This window comes from Photorhabdus sp. RM323S, from assembly GCF_042879375.1.
Lineage (GTDB): Bacteria > Pseudomonadota > Gammaproteobacteria > Enterobacterales > Enterobacteriaceae > Photorhabdus > Photorhabdus tasmaniensis.
The window spans coordinates 1-17,738 of the sequence record NZ_JBHFKZ010000006.1 but is presented as its reverse complement, the minus strand read 5'-3'; the positions used below and the strand labels follow the sequence as shown (position 1 = coordinate 17,738).

General features: G+C 42.5%; 16 protein-coding genes and 1 pseudogene. 12 read left to right on the top strand and 5 right to left on the bottom strand.

Annotated features, from left to right (window positions below):
- Nucleotides 1-5 precede the first annotated feature (5 nt).
- From pheT to btuD, 4 genes are all read left to right on the top strand, one after another.
- Nucleotides 6-2,393 (top strand): phenylalanine--tRNA ligase subunit beta, encoded by a 2,388-nt coding sequence (gene pheT / locus ACGF7G_RS04455; protein WP_387463799.1) that lies wholly within the window; start codon nucleotides 6-8, stop codon nucleotides 2,391-2,393.
- A 4-nt stretch (nucleotides 2,394-2,397) separates the two neighbouring features.
- Nucleotides 2,398-2,694, top strand: coding sequence for an integration host factor subunit alpha (gene ihfA, locus ACGF7G_RS04450; protein WP_011146885.1), 297 nt, complete (start codon nucleotides 2,398-2,400; stop codon nucleotides 2,692-2,694).
- Nucleotides 2,695-2,760: 66 nt separating this feature from the next.
- The gene (gene btuC, locus ACGF7G_RS04445) at nucleotides 2,761-3,768 is read left to right on the top strand and encodes a vitamin B12 ABC transporter permease BtuC (RefSeq protein WP_387463798.1); all 1,008 of its coding nucleotides are present in this window, start codon (nucleotides 2,761-2,763) and stop codon (nucleotides 3,766-3,768) included.
- A gap of 34 nt (nucleotides 3,769-3,802) precedes the next feature.
- Complete coding sequence (gene btuD, locus ACGF7G_RS04440) at nucleotides 3,803-4,549, top strand: vitamin B12 ABC transporter ATP-binding protein BtuD (RefSeq protein WP_387463951.1); 747 nt, start codon at nucleotides 3,803-3,805, stop codon at nucleotides 4,547-4,549.
- Between the two features lie 49 nt (nucleotides 4,550-4,598).
- Here btuD and ACGF7G_RS04435 read toward each other — a convergent pair.
- A pseudogene (locus ACGF7G_RS04435) lies at nucleotides 4,599-5,481 on the bottom strand (IS982 family transposase).
- A gap of 201 nt (nucleotides 5,482-5,682) precedes the next feature.
- Here ACGF7G_RS04435 and arnB point away from each other — a divergent pair.
- The 8 genes from arnB (at nucleotide 5,683) to ACGF7G_RS04395 (ending at nucleotide 13,669) form a co-directional block, all read left to right on the top strand.
- Entirely contained in the window at nucleotides 5,683-6,828 is a 1,146-nt protein-coding gene (gene arnB, locus ACGF7G_RS04430; RefSeq protein WP_387463796.1) for a UDP-4-amino-4-deoxy-L-arabinose aminotransferase, read from the top strand.
- Nucleotides 6,829-7,815 carry an undecaprenyl-phosphate 4-deoxy-4-formamido-L-arabinose transferase gene (gene arnC / locus ACGF7G_RS04425; RefSeq protein ID WP_387463794.1) on the top strand — a complete coding sequence of 329 codons (987 nt, stop codon included), beginning with the start codon at nucleotides 6,829-6,831 and terminating at the stop codon, nucleotides 7,813-7,815.
- Entirely contained in the window at nucleotides 7,816-9,801 is a 1,986-nt protein-coding gene (gene arnA, locus ACGF7G_RS04420) for a bifunctional UDP-4-amino-4-deoxy-L-arabinose formyltransferase/UDP-glucuronic acid oxidase ArnA (RefSeq protein WP_387463793.1), read from the top strand.
- Entirely contained in the window at nucleotides 9,798-10,691 is an 894-nt protein-coding gene (arnD, locus tag ACGF7G_RS04415) for a 4-deoxy-4-formamido-L-arabinose-phosphoundecaprenol deformylase (RefSeq protein ID WP_133812788.1), read from the top strand. Before arnA ends, arnD begins: the two co-directional genes overlap by 4 nt.
- A 7-nt stretch (nucleotides 10,692-10,698) precedes the next feature.
- Nucleotides 10,699-12,360, top strand: coding sequence for a lipid IV(A) 4-amino-4-deoxy-L-arabinosyltransferase (arnT, locus tag ACGF7G_RS04410; protein WP_387463791.1), 1,662 nt, complete (start codon nucleotides 10,699-10,701; stop codon nucleotides 12,358-12,360).
- The gene (gene arnE / locus ACGF7G_RS04405) at nucleotides 12,357-12,701 is read left to right on the top strand and encodes a 4-amino-4-deoxy-L-arabinose-phosphoundecaprenol flippase subunit ArnE (RefSeq protein WP_133812790.1); all 345 of its coding nucleotides are present in this window, start codon (nucleotides 12,357-12,359) and stop codon (nucleotides 12,699-12,701) included. The genes arnT and arnE overlap by 4 nt, the downstream gene beginning before the upstream one ends.
- A complete protein-coding gene (gene arnF, locus ACGF7G_RS04400) occupies nucleotides 12,698-13,090 on the top strand; it encodes a 4-amino-4-deoxy-L-arabinose-phosphoundecaprenol flippase subunit ArnF (protein ID WP_133812791.1) in 393 nt (130 codons plus the stop codon). Before arnE ends, arnF begins: the two co-directional genes overlap by 4 nt.
- Before the next feature lie 93 nt (nucleotides 13,091-13,183).
- Nucleotides 13,184-13,669, top strand: coding sequence for a C40 family peptidase (locus ACGF7G_RS04395; RefSeq protein WP_387463789.1), 486 nt, complete (start codon nucleotides 13,184-13,186; stop codon nucleotides 13,667-13,669).
- A gap of 1,399 nt (nucleotides 13,670-15,068) precedes the next feature.
- Here ACGF7G_RS04395 and ACGF7G_RS04390 read toward each other — a convergent pair.
- The 4 genes from ACGF7G_RS04390 to ACGF7G_RS04375 form a co-directional block, all read right to left on the bottom strand.
- The gene (locus tag ACGF7G_RS04390) at nucleotides 15,069-15,527 is read right to left on the bottom strand and encodes a hypothetical protein (protein ID WP_387463788.1); all 459 of its coding nucleotides are present in this window, start codon (nucleotides 15,525-15,527) and stop codon (nucleotides 15,069-15,071) included.
- Nucleotides 15,524-15,778 (bottom strand): hypothetical protein, encoded by a 255-nt coding sequence (locus tag ACGF7G_RS04385; protein WP_387463786.1) that lies wholly within the window; start codon nucleotides 15,776-15,778, stop codon nucleotides 15,524-15,526. Before ACGF7G_RS04385 ends, ACGF7G_RS04390 begins: the two co-directional genes overlap by 4 nt.
- Before the next feature lie 322 nt (nucleotides 15,779-16,100).
- The gene (locus ACGF7G_RS04380; RefSeq protein WP_387463784.1) at nucleotides 16,101-16,619 is read right to left on the bottom strand and encodes a hypothetical protein; all 519 of its coding nucleotides are present in this window, start codon (nucleotides 16,617-16,619) and stop codon (nucleotides 16,101-16,103) included.
- A partial coding sequence (locus tag ACGF7G_RS04375; protein WP_387463783.1) for a DUF637 domain-containing protein occupies nucleotides 16,616-17,738 on the bottom strand: 1,123 nt, incomplete at its 5' end. The genes ACGF7G_RS04380 and ACGF7G_RS04375, both read right to left, overlap by 4 nt.

Sequence of the window (17,738 nt, the reverse complement as noted above, 5' to 3'; positions counted from 1 at the left end):
ATCTCATGAAATTCAGTGAACTCTGGTTGCGCGAGTGGGTAAACCCAGCCATTGGCAGTGAAGAATTATCTGATCAAATCACTATGGTTGGTCTGGAGGTTGATGGCGCAGAGGCTGTTGCTGGTCAATTCCATGGTGTGGTTATCGGTGAAGTTGTTGAATGTGGCCAGCATCCCAATGCGGATAAGTTGCGAGTAACAAAAGTGAATGTCGGGGGTGAGCGCCTATTAGATATCGTTTGTGGTGCCCCGAACTGCCGCTTGGGGTTAAAAGTTGCAGTCGCCACAATAGGCGCTGTACTGCCAGGTGATTTCAAAATCAAAGCGGCTAAACTGCGTGGTGAGCCTTCGGAAGGAATGTTGTGTTCTTTCTCTGAACTGGGTATTTCTGAAGATCACGACGGTATTATTGAATTACCAACTGATGCGCCTTTAGGTGTTGACCTGCGTGAATATCTGAAACTGGATGATAAAGTTATCGAGATCAGTATTACACCTAACCGTGCTGATTGCCTGAGTATTATGGGGGTTGCACGTGATGTGGCAGTCGCTAATAAAATGCCATTATCTGCACCGCAAATTGAGGCAATAAAGCCAACAACAGATGCTGTTTTTCCTATTCATGTTGAAGCAACAGAAGCTTGCCCTCGTTACCTGGGGCGGGTAATCGAAAAAATCAATGTGAAAGCGACAACCCCATTGTGGATGCGTGAAAAACTGCGGCGTGGTGGTGTTCGTTCTATCGACCCGATTGTCGATGTGACTAACTATGTGTTGCTTGAATTAGGCCAACCATTGCATGCGTTTGATTTAGAACGTTTAAATGGTTCAATCACTGTGCGTATGGCGAAACAGGATGAAAAACTGATTTTGCTGGATGGTACAGAAGCCACGCTTTCTGCTGATACTCTTGTTATTTCTGATGAAAAACAAGCCATTGCAATGGCGGGTATTTTTGGTGGTGAACATTCAGGTGTGAATGAAGAAACGCAAAATATTTTACTTGAGTGCGCGTTTTTTGCACCTTTGGCGATTGCGGGTCGTGCTCGTCGTTATGGTTTACATACCGACGCTTCTCACCGCTATGAGCGCGGTGTTGATCCTCAGTTACAACACCAGGCAATAGAGAGAGCAACTCAACTACTGATTGATATTTGTGGTGGTGAAGCCGGTCCGGTCATTGATATTACTGATGGATCTCAATTACCAAAACCTGCGACAATCACGCTGCGCCGTGAAAAATTGGATCGTTTGATTGGTCACTGTGTGCCTGATGAACAGGTTGGTGATATCTTGACCCGTTTAGGTTGCAAAGTCACTGTTCAGGAAAACTGCTGGCAGGCGATTGCGCCAAGCTGGCGTTTTGATATGGAAATTGAAGAAGATCTGGTGGAAGACGTTGCCCGTATTTACGGTTACAACAATATTCCGGATGTACCGATGCGTGCAGACCTCATCATGAAAAAACACCGTGAAGTGGATCTTTCCCTGAAACGCGTTAAAACCATGCTGGTTGACAGAGGTTATCAGGAAGCGATTACCTACAGCTTTGTTGATCCCAAAATTCAGGCATTGTTGCATCCACAGCAACAGTCATTGATGCTGCCTAACCCAATTTCAGCGGACATGTCTGCAATGCGTTTATCTTTGCTGACGGGTTTGCTGACAACCGTGGTGTATAACCAGAATCGCCAGCAAAACCGTGTACGTTTGTTTGAAACCGGCTTGCGTTTTGTTCCTGATGAAAATGCGGGGCAGGGTATTCGCCAGGAGCTGATGTTAGGTGGTGTCATTACCGGCAATCGTTTTGAAGAGCATTGGTCACTAGAAAAACAATCTATCGATTTCTTCGATATGAAAGGCGATTTGGAAGCTGTTCTGGAATTAACGGGAAAATTATCTAAGATTTCTTTTAGAGCAGATGTAAATCCGGCGTTGCACCCAGGTCAAGGTGCCGGGATTTATCTGGAAAATGAATACATCGGATACATTGGTGTTATCCATCCGGAATTAGAGCGTAAACTTGATTTAAATGGTCGTACCGTGGTATTTGAAATACTCTGGAATAAGCTGTCAGGCCGCGTGGTTCCTGACGCGAAAGAGATTTCACGTTTCCCGTCAAACCGTCGTGATATCGCCATTGTGGTGCCTGAAAACGTTGCTGTAGAGGATGTTTTGGCAGAATGCAAGAAAGTTGGCGTAAATCATATAGTTGGCATAAACTTGTTTGACGTGTATTGTGGTAAAGGTATAGCTGAGGGTCATAAGAGCCTTGCTATAAGTTTTATCTTGCAGGATACCGCACGTACACTGGAAGAAGAAGAGATTGCTGCAACTGTCAATAGATGTGTTGCAGTACTGAAACAGCGATTCCAAGCATCCTTGAGGGACTGAACCTATGGCGCTTACTAAAGCTGAAATGTCAGAAAATCTGTTTGAGAAACTGGGAATTAGCAAGCGTGATGCTAAAGATCTGGTTGAATTATTCTTTGAAGAAGTGCGTCGTTCTTTGGAGAATGGTGAGCAGGTAAAATTGTCTGGATTTGGCAACTTTGATTTACGGGATAAAAACCAACGTCCGGGACGTAATCCTAAGACGGGTGAAGATATTCCGATTACCGCTCGCCGAGTAGTGACATTCCGTCCTGGTCAGAAGTTAAAAAGCCGGGTTGAGAAAGCCACACCTAAGGAATAATCAAAAAGGCCGCATTAATAGCGGCCTTTTTCTTATTAAAGATCCTCTCTCATGAGCTGATTCCCAATGCAACCCACCTATTCCATTGCTGAATTAGTGACTCGTCAGAAAAGGCGTGATTATCGCTTTCTGACAATTCTAACTTGTTTATTTTTATTTGTTTTTTTTCTCTCACTTTGTGCTGGGGAAAATTGGATATGGCCTGATAAATGGTTTTCTGAAACGGGTCAATTGTTTGTGTGGCAGTTGCGTTTTCCTCGTGTTCTGGCTGTCGTTGCGGTAGGTGCAAGCCTGACTGTGGCGGGTGCGGTGATGCAGGCTCTGTTTGAAAACCCGCTGGCTGAACCGGGATTATTGGGGATCAGTAATGGTGCTAGCGTGGTGGTTGTGTTTTTGGTGCTGATGTTTCACGGTATTACGCCATTCTGGTTATTGAGCATTGGCGCTGTACTGGGCGCGCTCACTGTCACCATGATATTACTGACCTTTTCAAGAAAGCGTCATCTGAATAATGCCCGTTTGTTATTGGTGGGTGTCGCTTTCGGTGTCGTCTCTGGTGCATTGATGACATGGATGGTTTATTTGAGCACCAGTCTGGACTTACGCCAGCTAATGTACTGGATGATGGGCAGTTTCAGTGGGATAGACTGGCGACAGCAATGGTTGGTGGTTGCTTTATTTCCTGTAATCATTTGGTTGAGTAGTCAAGGAAAAGTACTTAATTTTCTTTCACTGGGAGAAACAACATCTCAACAGTTAGGTATTTCACTTTATCGCTGGCGTAATCTATTTGTATGCGCGATTGGATTGCTGGTGGGGTTAAGTGTTGCACTTGCCGGAACCATCAGCTTTATTGGTTTGGTGATCCCACATATTTTGCGTTTGTGTGGTTTGACAGATTATAAAACATTACTGCCTGCATGTGTTCTGGCTGGCGGCTATGGATTATTGCTGGCTGATTTACTTTCTCGCCTTAGCCTGACGAATGCAGAAGTACCGATTGGTGTTGTGACTGCAACATTGGGAGCACCGGTATTCATCTGGTTATTGTTAAAAGTCAGAGACTGGAGTTAAAAAAGTGAATGATGTGCAAATCACCAGCCAGTTGATGACTCTCCACCAAGTTTCAGTACAAAACCGATTAATGCCGCTGACAGCCTCAGTACAACAAGGTGAACAAATCCATCTCATTGGGCCGAATGGTTCAGGGAAAAGTACGTTATTGGCCTGTATAGCAGGTATTCTGCCGTGTAGTGGTGAAATTGATTTGCAACAAAAATGCCTGAGTCAATACAGTCACGGTGAATTAGCGCGGCACAGAGCATGGCTTAGTCAGCAAATTTCTTCTGTACCAATAATGCCGGTTTTTCAATATCTGCAACTGCACTTGATGCACCACCGGGTTAATTGTGACGATGTGCTGTCAGAACTCTGTTCTTATTTTAAATTGGGAAGGCTGCTGGAGACACCGGTAGGAAACTTATCTGGTGGTGAATGGCAAAGGGTGCGGTTAACCGGGGTTTTTTTACAGGTCTGGCCATCAATTAATTCGAAAGGCACATTATTACTCTTGGATGAGCCTGCAAATAACCTTGATATCACTCAGGTAGCAGCGCTTGATCTATTGGTAAAGAAATTCTGTGCACTCGGTGGAACCGTAATCATGAGTGGTCATGATCTTAATCACAGTTATGATAAAGCTGATCGGATCTGGTTGCTTGCCAATGGCCTATTGGTTGCGGATGGAAAACCGGATGAGGTAATGAAAGAAAATACGCTTTCCTGCGTTTTTGCGGCTGATATCAAATGCGTATCAGAGAAAAGGCATAAATATTGGCGAGTTTTTTTGCCTTGATCATAGTTCAGTCAGAGTAAACTTATTGTAATTTTCACTTAATTTAACCTCAGCTTCGTTTAAAAATAGCGATATCACAATCCCGTAAATTCAAGCTCGGTTTTTTAGGTTGGAATGTATAAGCAATTAGGCCAGCGACGATTTCCAATAAAAAACCGAGCTGACTGCGGTGTCTTGAATGCGCTATCTGAGAAATATTTTTGAGCTGATCCACGATCGTTTCTATCAGAAATCGCCTTCTTAACATCAGCTTATCCCAGAGAGATAACGCTTTTGCCTTCATGTTACTACGGACATGAGTGATTAACGTTATTCCTTCTGCTTCCAGTTCATCGCACAGGGCCTGTGACAAATACCCTTTATCGCCATACAAACACCCTGTTAACCCTTGGACCCGCGTTTTGACGGGATGACGATCATCTTTATTTCCTGAGGTCAGCTTAACCGCCAAAAGTTCACTACAATCATTGATAACCCGATGAAGTTTAAAGCCATAAAACCAGCCTGTACTGGTTCCCTCGCTGTGCGACGCCCTGAAATACGCGATGATGAGGAATACGGAGATTGTGGCAAACGGCAATTTTGGTTGAATCAATAAAAGCGATCCCCTGGGTTTCAGCCTTGCGTGATGAAAGAAAAGCACAGAGAGGAATGAGCGTCCTTTGCTTCAAGGTTAACATCCGGGTGTAGCTGACCAGCCGGGGAAAATCGGCCTTAAGATAGTATTTAACATGCTGAATATAAAACGTTTTAAAATCACGATAATGGCTCATGTGGAATAAAATGAGGAGCGTCATCACTTCACTGAGAGAAAGGGAAGCTTCGCGGCGAGGTTTGAGCAAACCATGTTCAATTAACTGTTGATGCCAGAGAGGAATAAATTGTTGGCAAAAGTCATCGACGCAGCAGTAAAGTTTTTCTAAATTAAACATGCCTGAGGATCTCCACGATTTTGTTTTCTTTGACAAAAACTTTGATCGTGCCTCAGGCACTTAGTTCTCTTTTTAAGCAAACCTCAGGTTAAACCTATTGTAATTTTCACTTAATTTACTAAATCATACCTGCGTTGATGATTCGTTAAAATATAGTCATCTAATATGTCATCATATTATGAATGAATTGGACTGTTTTTTATGGATCGTTTTCTGCCATTTTCCCGTCCTGCCATAGGTGATGAAGAAATTCAGGCGGTAGAGAAAGTTCTTCGTTCGGGCTGGATTACAACAGGCCCGCAAAATCATCAATTGGAACAGGACTTTTGCCGTATGTTTGGTTGTAAACATGCGGTTGCCTTAGCCTCTGCAACGGCAGGTATGCATCTGACATTAATGGCGTTGGGCATTGGCCCCGGTGACGAAGTTATTACGCCGTCTCAAACTTGGGTTTCCACAATAAATATGATCAGTCTGCTTGGTGCCGAGCCGATCATGATTGATGTCGATCGCAATACCTTAATGGTCGAAGCAGAAACCGTAAAAGAAGCAATGACGTCCAGAACCAAAGCGATTATTCCTGTTCATTATGCTGGGGCTCCCTGTGATTTGGATGCACTGCGTGTCATTGCTCAAGATGCCGGTATTCCGTTAATTGAAGACGCAGCTCATGCAATAGGGACTCGTTATAAAAATGAGTGGGTTGGTGAGCATGGTACAGCTATTTTCTCTTTTCATGCCATAAAAAATGTCACCTGTGCGGAAGGTGGTTTAATTGTTACTGATAATAATGAACTTGCTGAACGGATCCGATGTCTAAAGTTTCATGGATTGGGTGTTGATGCTTTTGATCGTCAAATTCAGGGCAGGAAACCGCAGGCGGAAGTTGTAGAACCAGGTTACAAATATAATTTATCTGATATTCATGCTGCCATTGCTGTTGTGCAATTAAATAAATTGGAATCAATGAATGCTCGCCGTCGGCAAATTGTAGCCCGTTATTCAGTGGCATTAAAAAATTTGCCGTTGCAGATGTTAAGTGTACCTGATTATGAACATTTACATGCACATCACCTGTTTATGGTGCGGATTAATAAGGAAATCTGTGGTATTGACCGCGACACATTAATGGAGCGTCTAAAAGAAAAAAATATCGGCACAGGTTTGCATTTCAGAGCCGCACATACGCAAAAATACTATCGGGAACGTTACCCGCAATTGTCGCTGCCTGAATCAGAATGGAATTCAGCAACGCTTTGTTCATTACCGCTTTTCCCTGATATGAGTGATGACGATGTGGATCGTGTAATTAATGCTTTACAAGAAATTATTTCGGAGTGCAGATAAGTGTCCTTTGAACAAATTAAGAAAGTGTCTGTTGTTATTCCAGTTTATAACGAAGAAGAAAGTTTACCTCTTTTACTGGAAAGAACCTTGGCAGCTTGTGAACAATTGACTCAGGAATATGAGCTTATTCTCGTTGATGATGGCAGTAGTGATAAATCTGCGGAAATTCTGATTCAGGCAGCGGAACAACCTGAAAATCATATTATTGCAATTCTGCTTAATCGTAATTACGGCCAGCATTCAGCAATCATGGCGGGTTTTAATCAGGTCAATGGCGATCTGGTTATTACGCTTGATGCAGATTTACAAAATCCACCGGAAGAGATCCCCCGTCTGGTTAAAACCGCTGAACAGGGTTATGACGTTGTGGGTACCCGCCGGGCTAACCGGCAGGATTCCCTGTTTCGTAAAACAGCTTCAAAAATCATCAACGCGATGATTACTAAGGCAACAGGGCGTTCTATGGGGGATTATGGCTGTATGCTTCGCGCCTATCGCCGTCACATTATTGAAGCTATGTTGCAGTGCCATGAGCGTAGCACCTTCATTCCTATTCTGGCAAACACGTTCGCCCGTAAAACGATAGAGATTGATGTTGCCCATGCAGAGCGTGAATTTGGTGATTCCAAATACAACTTCATGAAGCTGATTAACCTGATGTATGACCTGCTTACTTGTCTGACAACCGCCCCATTGCGTTTATTGAGCGTAGTCGGGAGTGTCATTGCAGTTTCAGGTTTTTTACTGGCGGTGCTGCTGATGACCTTACGTCTGATTTTCGGTTCTATTTGGGCTGCGGACGGGGTGTTTACCCTGTTTGCCATCCTTTTCATGTTTATTGGCGCACAGTTCGTTGCAATGGGCTTATTAGGTGAATACATAGGCCGTATTTATAACGATGTCCGTGCACGCCCACGTTATTTTATTCAAAAAGTGGTCGGAAATAAAAAGACCAACGATAACCCAGAAAACCAGGAAAAATACTAAATGAAAGCAATTATCTTTGCCTATCATGATATCGGTTGTGTCGGGATCAATGCCTTAACTAAAGCTGGCTTTGATATTCAGGCGGTATTTACCCATACAGATGATCCTACTGAAACCCATTTTTTCTCTTCTGTTGCCCGTTTGAGTGCAGATTTAGCGCTGCCGGTTTTTGCACCAGAGAACGTTAACCATCCACTTTGGATTGAGCGTATCCGGGAAATGAAGCCTGATGTGATTTTCTCTTTTTATTACCGGAACATGCTGAGCGAAGATATCTTATCGCTGGCGAGCGCAGGCGCATTTAATCTGCATGGTTCTCTGTTGCCAAAATACCGTGGTCGTGCCCCCATTAACTGGGCGATTTTGCAGGGTGAAACAGAAACGGGGGTCACCCTGCATAAAATGGTATTGAAACCTGATGCAGGGGATATTGTTGCTCAACATAAAGTTGCTATTGCAGAAACAGATACTTCGCTGATTTTGCACGGTAAAATTCGTGAAGCCGCGGAAAAACTGCTTGATCAAGTATTACCTCAGATCAAGGCAGGAACTTACACTGCAACCCCGCAGGATGAGAAGCAGGCAACTTACTTTGGTCGCCGTACTGCTGCTGATGGCGAAATTAATTGGAACAAATCAGCTACGGAAATTAACAACCTGATAAGGGCTGTGACGGAACCTTATCCTGGGGCATTTACTTTCCTGGGTGAGCGCAAGATGACTATCTGGCGGGCTTCCGTGCTGAATAAAGCGCATAACAAACAGCCAGGCACTATATTATCTGTGGCTCCGCTGATGATTGCCTGTGGTCAGGGTGCGCTGGAAATTATGAGTGGGCAGAATGAATCCGGTCTGTATGTTCAGGGGACGCGTCTGGCGGCAGAGATGAGCATTGTGACTGATATCCGTGTCGGCCCAAAGTCAACCTCTCAAATTAGCCACCGTAAGCGTGTATTAATTCTGGGTGTGAATGGTTTTATCGGTAATCATCTGACAGAGCGCCTGTTGCGTGATGGCAACTATGATATCTACGGTATGGATATCGGTTCTTCTGCCATTGAGCGCTTCATTGGTAACCCACGTTTTCACTTCATTGAAGGTGATGTCAACATCCATACTGAATGGATCGAGTATCACATCAAGAAGTGTGATGTGGTTCTGCCGTTGGTGGCTATTGCAACCCCGATTGAATATACCCGTAACCCACTGCGCGTATTTGAACTGGATTTCGAAGAGAATCTAAAGATTGTTCGTTATTGTGTTAAATACAATAAACGGATTATTTTCCCATCCACATCAGAAGTTTACGGCATGTGTGATGATAAAGAGTTTGACGAAGATGACTCTCGTCTGATTGTTGGTCCGATTAACAAACAGCGCTGGATCTATTCTGTATCCAAACAATTATTGGATCGAGTTATCTGGGCATATGGTGAGAAAGAAGGACTTAAATTCACGCTGTTTCGTCCATTTAATTGGATGGGGCCACGTTTGGATAACCTGAACTCTGCGCGTATTGGCAGTTCCAGAGCGATCACACAACTGATATTGAACTTAGTTGAAGGCTCACCGATCAAGCTGGTGGATGGTGGAGAACAGAAACGCTGTTTTACTGATATTAATGATGGTATTGAAGCGCTATTCCGGATTATTGAAAACCGTGGTGGGTTGTGTGACGGTCAAATTGTCAATATTGGTAATCCGACTAACGAAGCCAGTATTCGCCAGTTAGCAGAAATGTTACTTGATAGTTTTGAGAATCATGAGTTGAGAGGTCATTTTCCGCCGTTTGCCGGATTCAAAAAGATTGAAAGCGGAAGTTACTACGGTAAAGGCTATCAGGATGTTGAACACCGTAAGCCCAGCATTAAAAATGCGCAACGGCTGCTGGGTTGGAAACCAACCATTGAAATGAAACAGACGATCAATGAAACATTGGATTTCTTCCTGCGTGGTGAAGTGGAAGAATTAGGGAAAAACGCATGAAACAAGTTGGCTTGAGAATTGATGTGGACACCTATCGGGGAACCTTTGAAGGGGTACCGCGGTTGCTTAACATCTTGGCAAAGCATCAGATTCAGGCCAGTTTTTTCTTTAGTGTCGGGCCGGATAATATGGGACGTCATTTATGGCGTCTTTTACGGCCGAAATTCTTATGGAAAATGTTGAGATCAAATGCGGCATCTTTGTATGGTCTTGATATCTTACTGGCGGGTACTGCATGGCCGGGTAAGAAGATAGCCAGGGACTTAGGCTATCTGATGAAGCAAACGTTGGATGCAGGCCATGAAGTTGGTTTGCATGCATGGGATCATCAGGGCTGGCAGGCGAAAGTTGGCCGCTGGTCTGAGGCTCAGTTAACCGAGCAGGTTAAACTAGGAGTGGAGGCTTTGGTACAGGCGACCGGCCAACGGGTAACGTGTTCCGCTGTTGCTGGCTGGCGGGCGGATGAACGCGTACTTGCGGTAAAGCAGCGGTTTGGTTTTGATTACAACAGTGATTGCCGGGGGACGCATCCATTCAGGCCCATGTTACCTGATGGGACTATTGGCACTGTGCAAATTCCGGTGACGTTGCCAACTTATGATGAAGTGATAGGAATTCAGGTCAAAGATGAAGATTTTAACCGGTTTATCCTTGATGAAATAAAAAACAGCCAGGGAATTCCGGTATATACCATCCATACGGAAGTGGAAGGGATGTCCAAATCCACAGAATTTGCAGCTCTGCTGGAAATGGCTCACCGGGAAAACATACAATTTTGTGCATTGAGTCATCTGCTGCCTGAAAATATACAGCGAATTCCTGTAGGAAGAATCGTTCGTTCCGAATTTCCCGGCAGAGAAGGGTGGTTAGGATGTCAACAAGAGGTTTAACTTATCTATGTTAAATAACCGGGCGTGTAAAGTAGGGGCCTTTTTGATGGCTCTTTTTTTTGCCCTTACCTATTTATTACCCCTTAATGGCCGTCTGTTGTGGCAGCCAGATGAAACCCGTTATGCAGAAATTAGTCGTGAAATGCTGCAACGAGGAGATTGGATTGTTCCGTATTTACTGGATATTCGTTATTTTGAAAAGCCGGTAGCGGGTTATTGGATTAATAATATTAGCCAATGGATTTTTGGTGAGAATAACTTTGCTGTCCGTTTTGGATCCGTTTTCTGTATTTTCATCAGTACAATTTTATTATATCGGCTTGCTATGATGATGTGGCAGGACCGGCATATTGCTTTTGCCACCAGTTTGATTTATATCTCAATGTTTCTGGTTTTGGCGATTGGCACTTATAGCGTGCTTGATCCGATGTTCTCTTTGTGGATGACAGCGGCCATGGTGTGCAGTTTCTGGGCATTAAAAGCCGATTGTACCCGGCAGCGGGTTATAGCATATTTGGTGCTTGGTTTATGTTGTGGTATGGGCTTTATGACGAAAGGGTTTCTGGCCCTGGCCGTTCCGGTGATTGCTATGTTGCCGATTGTCATTTATCAGAAACGGCTCCGGCAAATAATATGCTTTGGTCCGCTTGCCATTATTTCTGCGATAGCAATTAGTTTACCGTGGGTCATTGCGGTTGCTCTGCGTGAGCCTGATTATTGGCACTATTTCTTCTGGATTGAACATATTAAGCGTTTCTCAGCCGATGATGCCCAACATATAGCACCATTCTGGTATTACATACCGATTCTGATCCTTGGGGTGATCCCGTGGCTTGGATTATTGCCTGGGGCTGTGATTAAAGGCTGGAAAGAGAGAAAATCTCATCCTGAAATGTTTTTTCTGCTTTGCTGGTTTGCTGTGCCATTATTATTTTTCAGTATTGCAAAAGGAAAACTGCCGACTTACATCTTGCCCTGTATGGCACCATTGGCAATGATGATGGCTAAATTGGGTGTAGATTGTGTAAAAAATGGCAAGATGAGGTTATTGAAGATCAATGGAATGGTTAACGTATTCATTGGTCTGTTGGCGGTAATGGCTTTGTTTGCTATGGAAGCCGTGACAAAACATGCTTTATACCAGCCATCAGAATGGTCGAAATGGGTCTTAGCGATTGTTGCCTTTGGGATCTGGGCAATTATTGGCTATCTGTGTTTCATGCTGAATGGGAAATACTGGTTGTGGGCGGCATTTTGCTCTATTGTTGTCAGTCTGACGATTGGTAATGCTTTGCCTGAAAATATCATTAACTCCAAATTGCCTCAGAGTTTTATTAACCTGCATCGTCAGGAGCTTGCAGACAGTCGATATATTGTATCGGAAAGTGTTGGCCTTGCGACCAGTGCTGCATGGGAGATGAAACGCAGTGATATTTATATGCTTGAGCGTTTTGGTGAACTGGAATACGGTTTGAATTATCCGGATAGCCGATACCGGCATATTAACGATAAAGATTTTCCGCAATGGCTGGAAAAAGCCCGTAAAGAAGGCCGGGTATCAGTACTTTTTCATTTGTATAAAAATGAAGAATTACCTGACTTACCAAAAGCAGATCAAGTCAGCCGTAATTACCGCTTCGTTATTATGGTCTATGAGAAACGCCCATGATAAGTTTTGCTTTGCTGTTGCTGGTCAGCCTGATGACCTGTGCTGGTCAGCTATGTCAGAAACAGGCTGTGATATGCTGGCAGAATGATGCTGGTAACAAGAAAGCATTAGCGCTGAAATGGTTGGTAGGGGCGGTGATTCTGTTAGCTGCTGGGATGTTATTTTGGCTGCGTTTGTTACAGATATTGCCGTTGGGAATAGCTTATCCCATGTTGAGTATCAATTTTATTATGGTCACTTTAGCGGGGAAATTTCTCTATCAGGAAAAAGTAGGCAGAAAACATTGGAGTGGGGTTGCTTGTATTATGTTGGGGATTTTGTTGATGAGCCTGAATGAATGAAAGGTTATATTTGGGGATTAGCCAGCGTATTATTGGTGACAATAGCACAGCTATTACTGAAATGGGGCGTTGTAAATTTGCCGGCATTGAACCTTGGCTTGCATTGGTTTGATCTTGAGTGGTTATGGGATAATCGTAATTCTCTCGTGACGATAATGGCTGGTCTGGCTGGGTATCTGTTATCTATGCTATGTTGGTTATTTACACTGAAATATTTGCCATTAAATAAAGCTTATCCATTAATAAGCCTGAGTTATGTATTTGTTTATTTCATGGCGGCTATATTGCCCTGGTTTAATGAAACAGTCACCTTGTTGAGAACAGCAGGTGTAATTTTCATTTTATTTGGTGTCTGGTTGATTAGCCGTCCAGAACGGATAACCAAATAAATACTTAGCTCTTCTGCTTGAAAGACAGCCTTGTTTTTTGATTGGGGTCTGGATAGAGTTAGCGTATTTTGCGGGTTCTGTGAGGTGAGGTTGATGACAATAAGAATAAAAGAGCTGTTGTTGTTACTCAGCCTGTTACTCATTGGTTGTTCCAGCCATACCCCCAGAACTCAGGCACCTGCGTTAAAAACGGCGCTTTCTGATCCCATCATGGTGATTGCTCAACTTAAAGAGCAGCTTAATCAATGGTACGGTACACCCTATCATTATGGTGGGATAGATCGTAGGGGAGTCGATTGCTCTGGTTTTGTTTACCGTACATTCAGTGACCGGTTTGATATTCAATTACCTCGTACTACCCGTGGGCAAGTAGGGTTAGGAACCCGCATTGATAAAGATGATTTAATGCCGGGTGATTTAGTTTTTTTCAAAACAGGCAGTGGTGAACATGGGTTACATGTTGGTATTTATGATGCCAATAATGAATTTATTCATGCATCAACCCATAAAGGTGTAACCCGCTCATCCATGAATAACGTTTACTGGAGAAAAGCTTTTTGGCAAGCCCGCAGGATTTAACGGAAAAACAGGTAAAATTTTTAATCAGTAAAGGTGTTTTCCCACCCCGTGTTTTTCGGCGGCGGTTATTAAATGATTTTACCGATTTATTTAAACACTATTTAAATAGATGTCGATCGGTAAGCTGTTTTTTTTCGGTGATCCGTTAACTGAGGATAAAAAACAGGTATCCATTAATGCCAGATTTTGAAAAGGTGCAGAATACCATTTAAAAGCACGAAAACAGATGTATTAAAGCTTTTATATAAAAGACGGATTTAACTATAAGTGCAGTTTTTTAAATGACATTAACCATTAACAGAAAACCTAAAATAAATCAGCGAGAAAAAGAATATTATCCGAAAAAACATAACAGGGTATCTTTATACCACCAGGCTATTTACGGATTGATTTATGAAGATAAAAGACTGATAAAAACTTTTCATACTTGCAAATAAAACAACGCCAGTAAAGATAAAAAGCGAATTGGTTAAACGTAAAATACAATGTACCATGATGATTAAATTTAATAAAAACCAAGGGTTAAAAGCAGTAAAAACAACGGATAAAACTTTATTATACAAGTTAAAACCAGAGGTTGAAAAAGGATTTTTAATAACAGTTTAAAACCTGCCCATTATAAAATGATTTTACCGATTTATTTAAACACCATTTAAATAGATGTCGAGCGGTAAGCTGTTTTTTCGGTGATCCGTTAACTGAGGATAAAAAGCAGGCATCCATTAATGCCAGATTTTGAAAAGGTGCAGAGTAACTAAAAACGGTTTATTCCCTGTCCTGTCATGACTATTTAAAACCACGAAAACAGCTGGATTAAAGCTTTTATATAAAAGACGGATTTAACTATAGGTGCAGTTTTTTAAATGACATTAACCATTAACAGAAAACTTAAAATAAATCAGCGAGAAAAAGAATATTATCCGAAAAGACATAACAGGGTATCTTTATACCATCAGGTTATTTACGGATTGATTTATGAAGATAAAAGACTGATAAAAACTTTTCATACTTGCCAGTAAAACAACGCCAGTAAAGATAAAAAGCGAATGGGTTAAACGTAAAATACAATGTACCATGATGATTAAACTTAATAAAAACCAAGAGTTAAAAGCAGTAAAAACAACGGATAAAACTTTATTATACAAGTTAAAACCAGAGGTTGAAAAAAGGTTTTTAATAACAGTTTAAAACCCGCCACTGCTGCCATTAATGGCTGTGCTTATTCTTGAGCTTGCGATGGAATTATGAGCATATCCACGATGACAACCATGAAAGAATCAGGTCAACGTTAAATAGCCTGAGTCCAGTGGAGCTCCAGACTCAGGTATCATTAGCTGCCTAGATTTACTATTTTTACTAAGGTGATTTTCTCCTCAAAAAAATACATTCTGGAATATCGTTATATATATATTTCATCTCCCAAATTAAGCAAGCTAATCTGACCATAATTATAAAAAATAAAACTAAAGCCAATGACACATTGCTCAATTTCAGAGTAAATAGTATTAAAACAAGATAATTTCTGGCCTATCAATCCATTGAATATTGAATATTGAATGTTGAATGTTGAATGTTGAATGTTGAATGTTGAATGTTGGGATATATCCTTAATTATTTGTTTCCCGTATTCACCTAAGTCACCATCGATCATCGGCTTATTGCATACAACTAGTGATGAGCCGTCTTGACCGCAAGATATCTTCCTTGATATACCCGCCCCTTCAAATTCGAAAAATAATTCTTGAGGATACTCTATATCCTCTACATGCAGCATATAGACTAATCCCTGAACAGATTTAAGACGGTTGCCAATAATGCCTATTCCCCAATCATGGGATTCTTTAGATATAATATTCAACGAGATTCTCCTTTTAGGGCGTTTTTGACAGAAGTATTATTAACCCCATCTTTTAGGATAGTAATAAAAGTTCCGTCTGGTTTAGTAACAGCATCATTCCCCTTTATTTTGAAGAACACATCACCTCTTGTTCCATTAGGGCCCTGTCCAGCAAAAACTCCTAGGATTGTTTTATCTGCGTTGTTACCTATAAGATAATTTAATGCGCTCTCAGCCTCTACAAAGCCTTTAATATCACCGATAACAGGCACGAAGTCAGTACCAAAACTGATAATCTCTCCGGCTTGCTTACACGCCTCCGGTGACTGCTGACAAAAGGCTCTCTTTTTCTCCTCGTAAGCTTTGATTGTACCCAGTTTTTCTTTCTCTGCTGCGGACAGAAGGTGTGCCAGCGAATTATAGACAATAACGATTTCCTCGGTATTAGCACTACTGTTAGCGCCGCCAGTTCTGCGGCCAATGCGTCCAAGGTTAAATGGCCTGAGTCCGGTAGTTCTGGACTCAGGTATGATTAGTTGCTAAATGTAACCTATCCAACTTTATGAGGTCAGTTCACACGGGCCGGGATCTTTTTTAACGTAACCAGAATGGCGGATCATCTGGGCTTAAAGTATCGTATTGTTCTAAAGGCCGATGTTTATCGTTGAAATATAAAGGCATATCTGTAATAACCACCTTTAACGGCTCATATTGGTAGCCAGGATAAGATTTAAATTCTTCATACATAACTTCCGCAGACTCAAGACATTCTAAAAATGCACTAAAAAAACGTGAGAATACATCCGAAAGCATTAGTAATTTAGAATTCAACTTACTCTTTTCAGGATCGACTAGAATAGTCTGATCCCATTCAATAACTGAACTTGGCAGTTCCATAAATAGCCGCCTTACTTGCATCATCTGCTCTTTAGCAACTTCTACGTCTTCTAGACGTAAATAGCGTTTGTAGAGTCTATCTGTCAAAAGATGCCAATTTTGTTTTGGATATTTCCATTCAACAAAGAGTTTCAAACATTCAAAAAACAATGCTACATCATTGACTGTACCTAGCTCTACTATAAGAGCTCCTCCACTAAATCCTATATGCCTCATTCCGCTTTAAACCTGATTAATGAAGGGTGTATTGCACCGTTTGATTTTTTAACGATACCCCGACTGATTTCAGCTTGTTGTTTAGCTGTTACTATTTGCCCTCGAATATCAATAATAACCTCCTGTCTCATCCCCGCAGGTAAATTCTTCTGCCGTTCAATCGCCTGTTTAGCAACATTGTTAATCAGGCCATTTTTATTCGTTGCAATGTTATAGTTTTTCACTTCAACACTGCAAACATTACCCTGACACCAGTCTGGGCGAACGCTGCCTTTAGTGCCATAGGGGACTTCCTTACCCTCTTTAAATGTTACCTGACCATTCCAGCCATCCCCCAAATCTTTTCCCACATCAATTTCTGACTGTCTGTGACCCGGGCGTGATACTGAGGCTATTTCATCACTGGCCTTATTGATAAGCTTAGAAGCTTCCTCAACGTCGCTTTTTTGTAAGGCTTTCTCTGCCGCTTTGATAGTTTTTCCGGCGGCATCACCTGCACCGGGGATAATGGCTATCGCGGCTACCAGATAATCTAATGCGCTCTCAGCCTCTACAAAACCTTTAATATCCCCGATAACCGGCACGAAGTCAGTACCAAAGCTGATAATCTCTCCGGCTTGCTTACACGCCTCCGGTGACTGCTGACAAAAGGCTCTCTTTTTCTCCTCGTAAGCTTTGATTGTACCCCGTCTTTCTTTCTCAGCCGCAGACAGAAGGTGTGCCAGCGAATTATAGACAATAACGATTTCCCCGGCACTAGCACCACTGTTAGCACCTTCTGCGCTATTAGTCGCAATCGCACCAGCCACGCCGCCGATAATTTTACCGCCAGCCTGAATGCTCATTGGGTCGCTGAACGTTTTATCCAGCGTGATTGCTGCCAGTTCTGCTGCCAACGCACCCGCCGCCGCCCCTTTGGCATTGCCACCACCTATCTCGGCAGCCAGAGCGGATACCGCAGCATGGCTAATCGCTTTACCCGGCACACCAAGAATTTGGCCGTTATTGCCAATCAGATTGGCCCCTTCCGCATTCATCTGGCTGCCAATATTAGACAGCAAAGCCGTGGTGAAATTGTCTTTAAAACTGCCGCCATTAATCGTTGTCCCCAGACTGGCA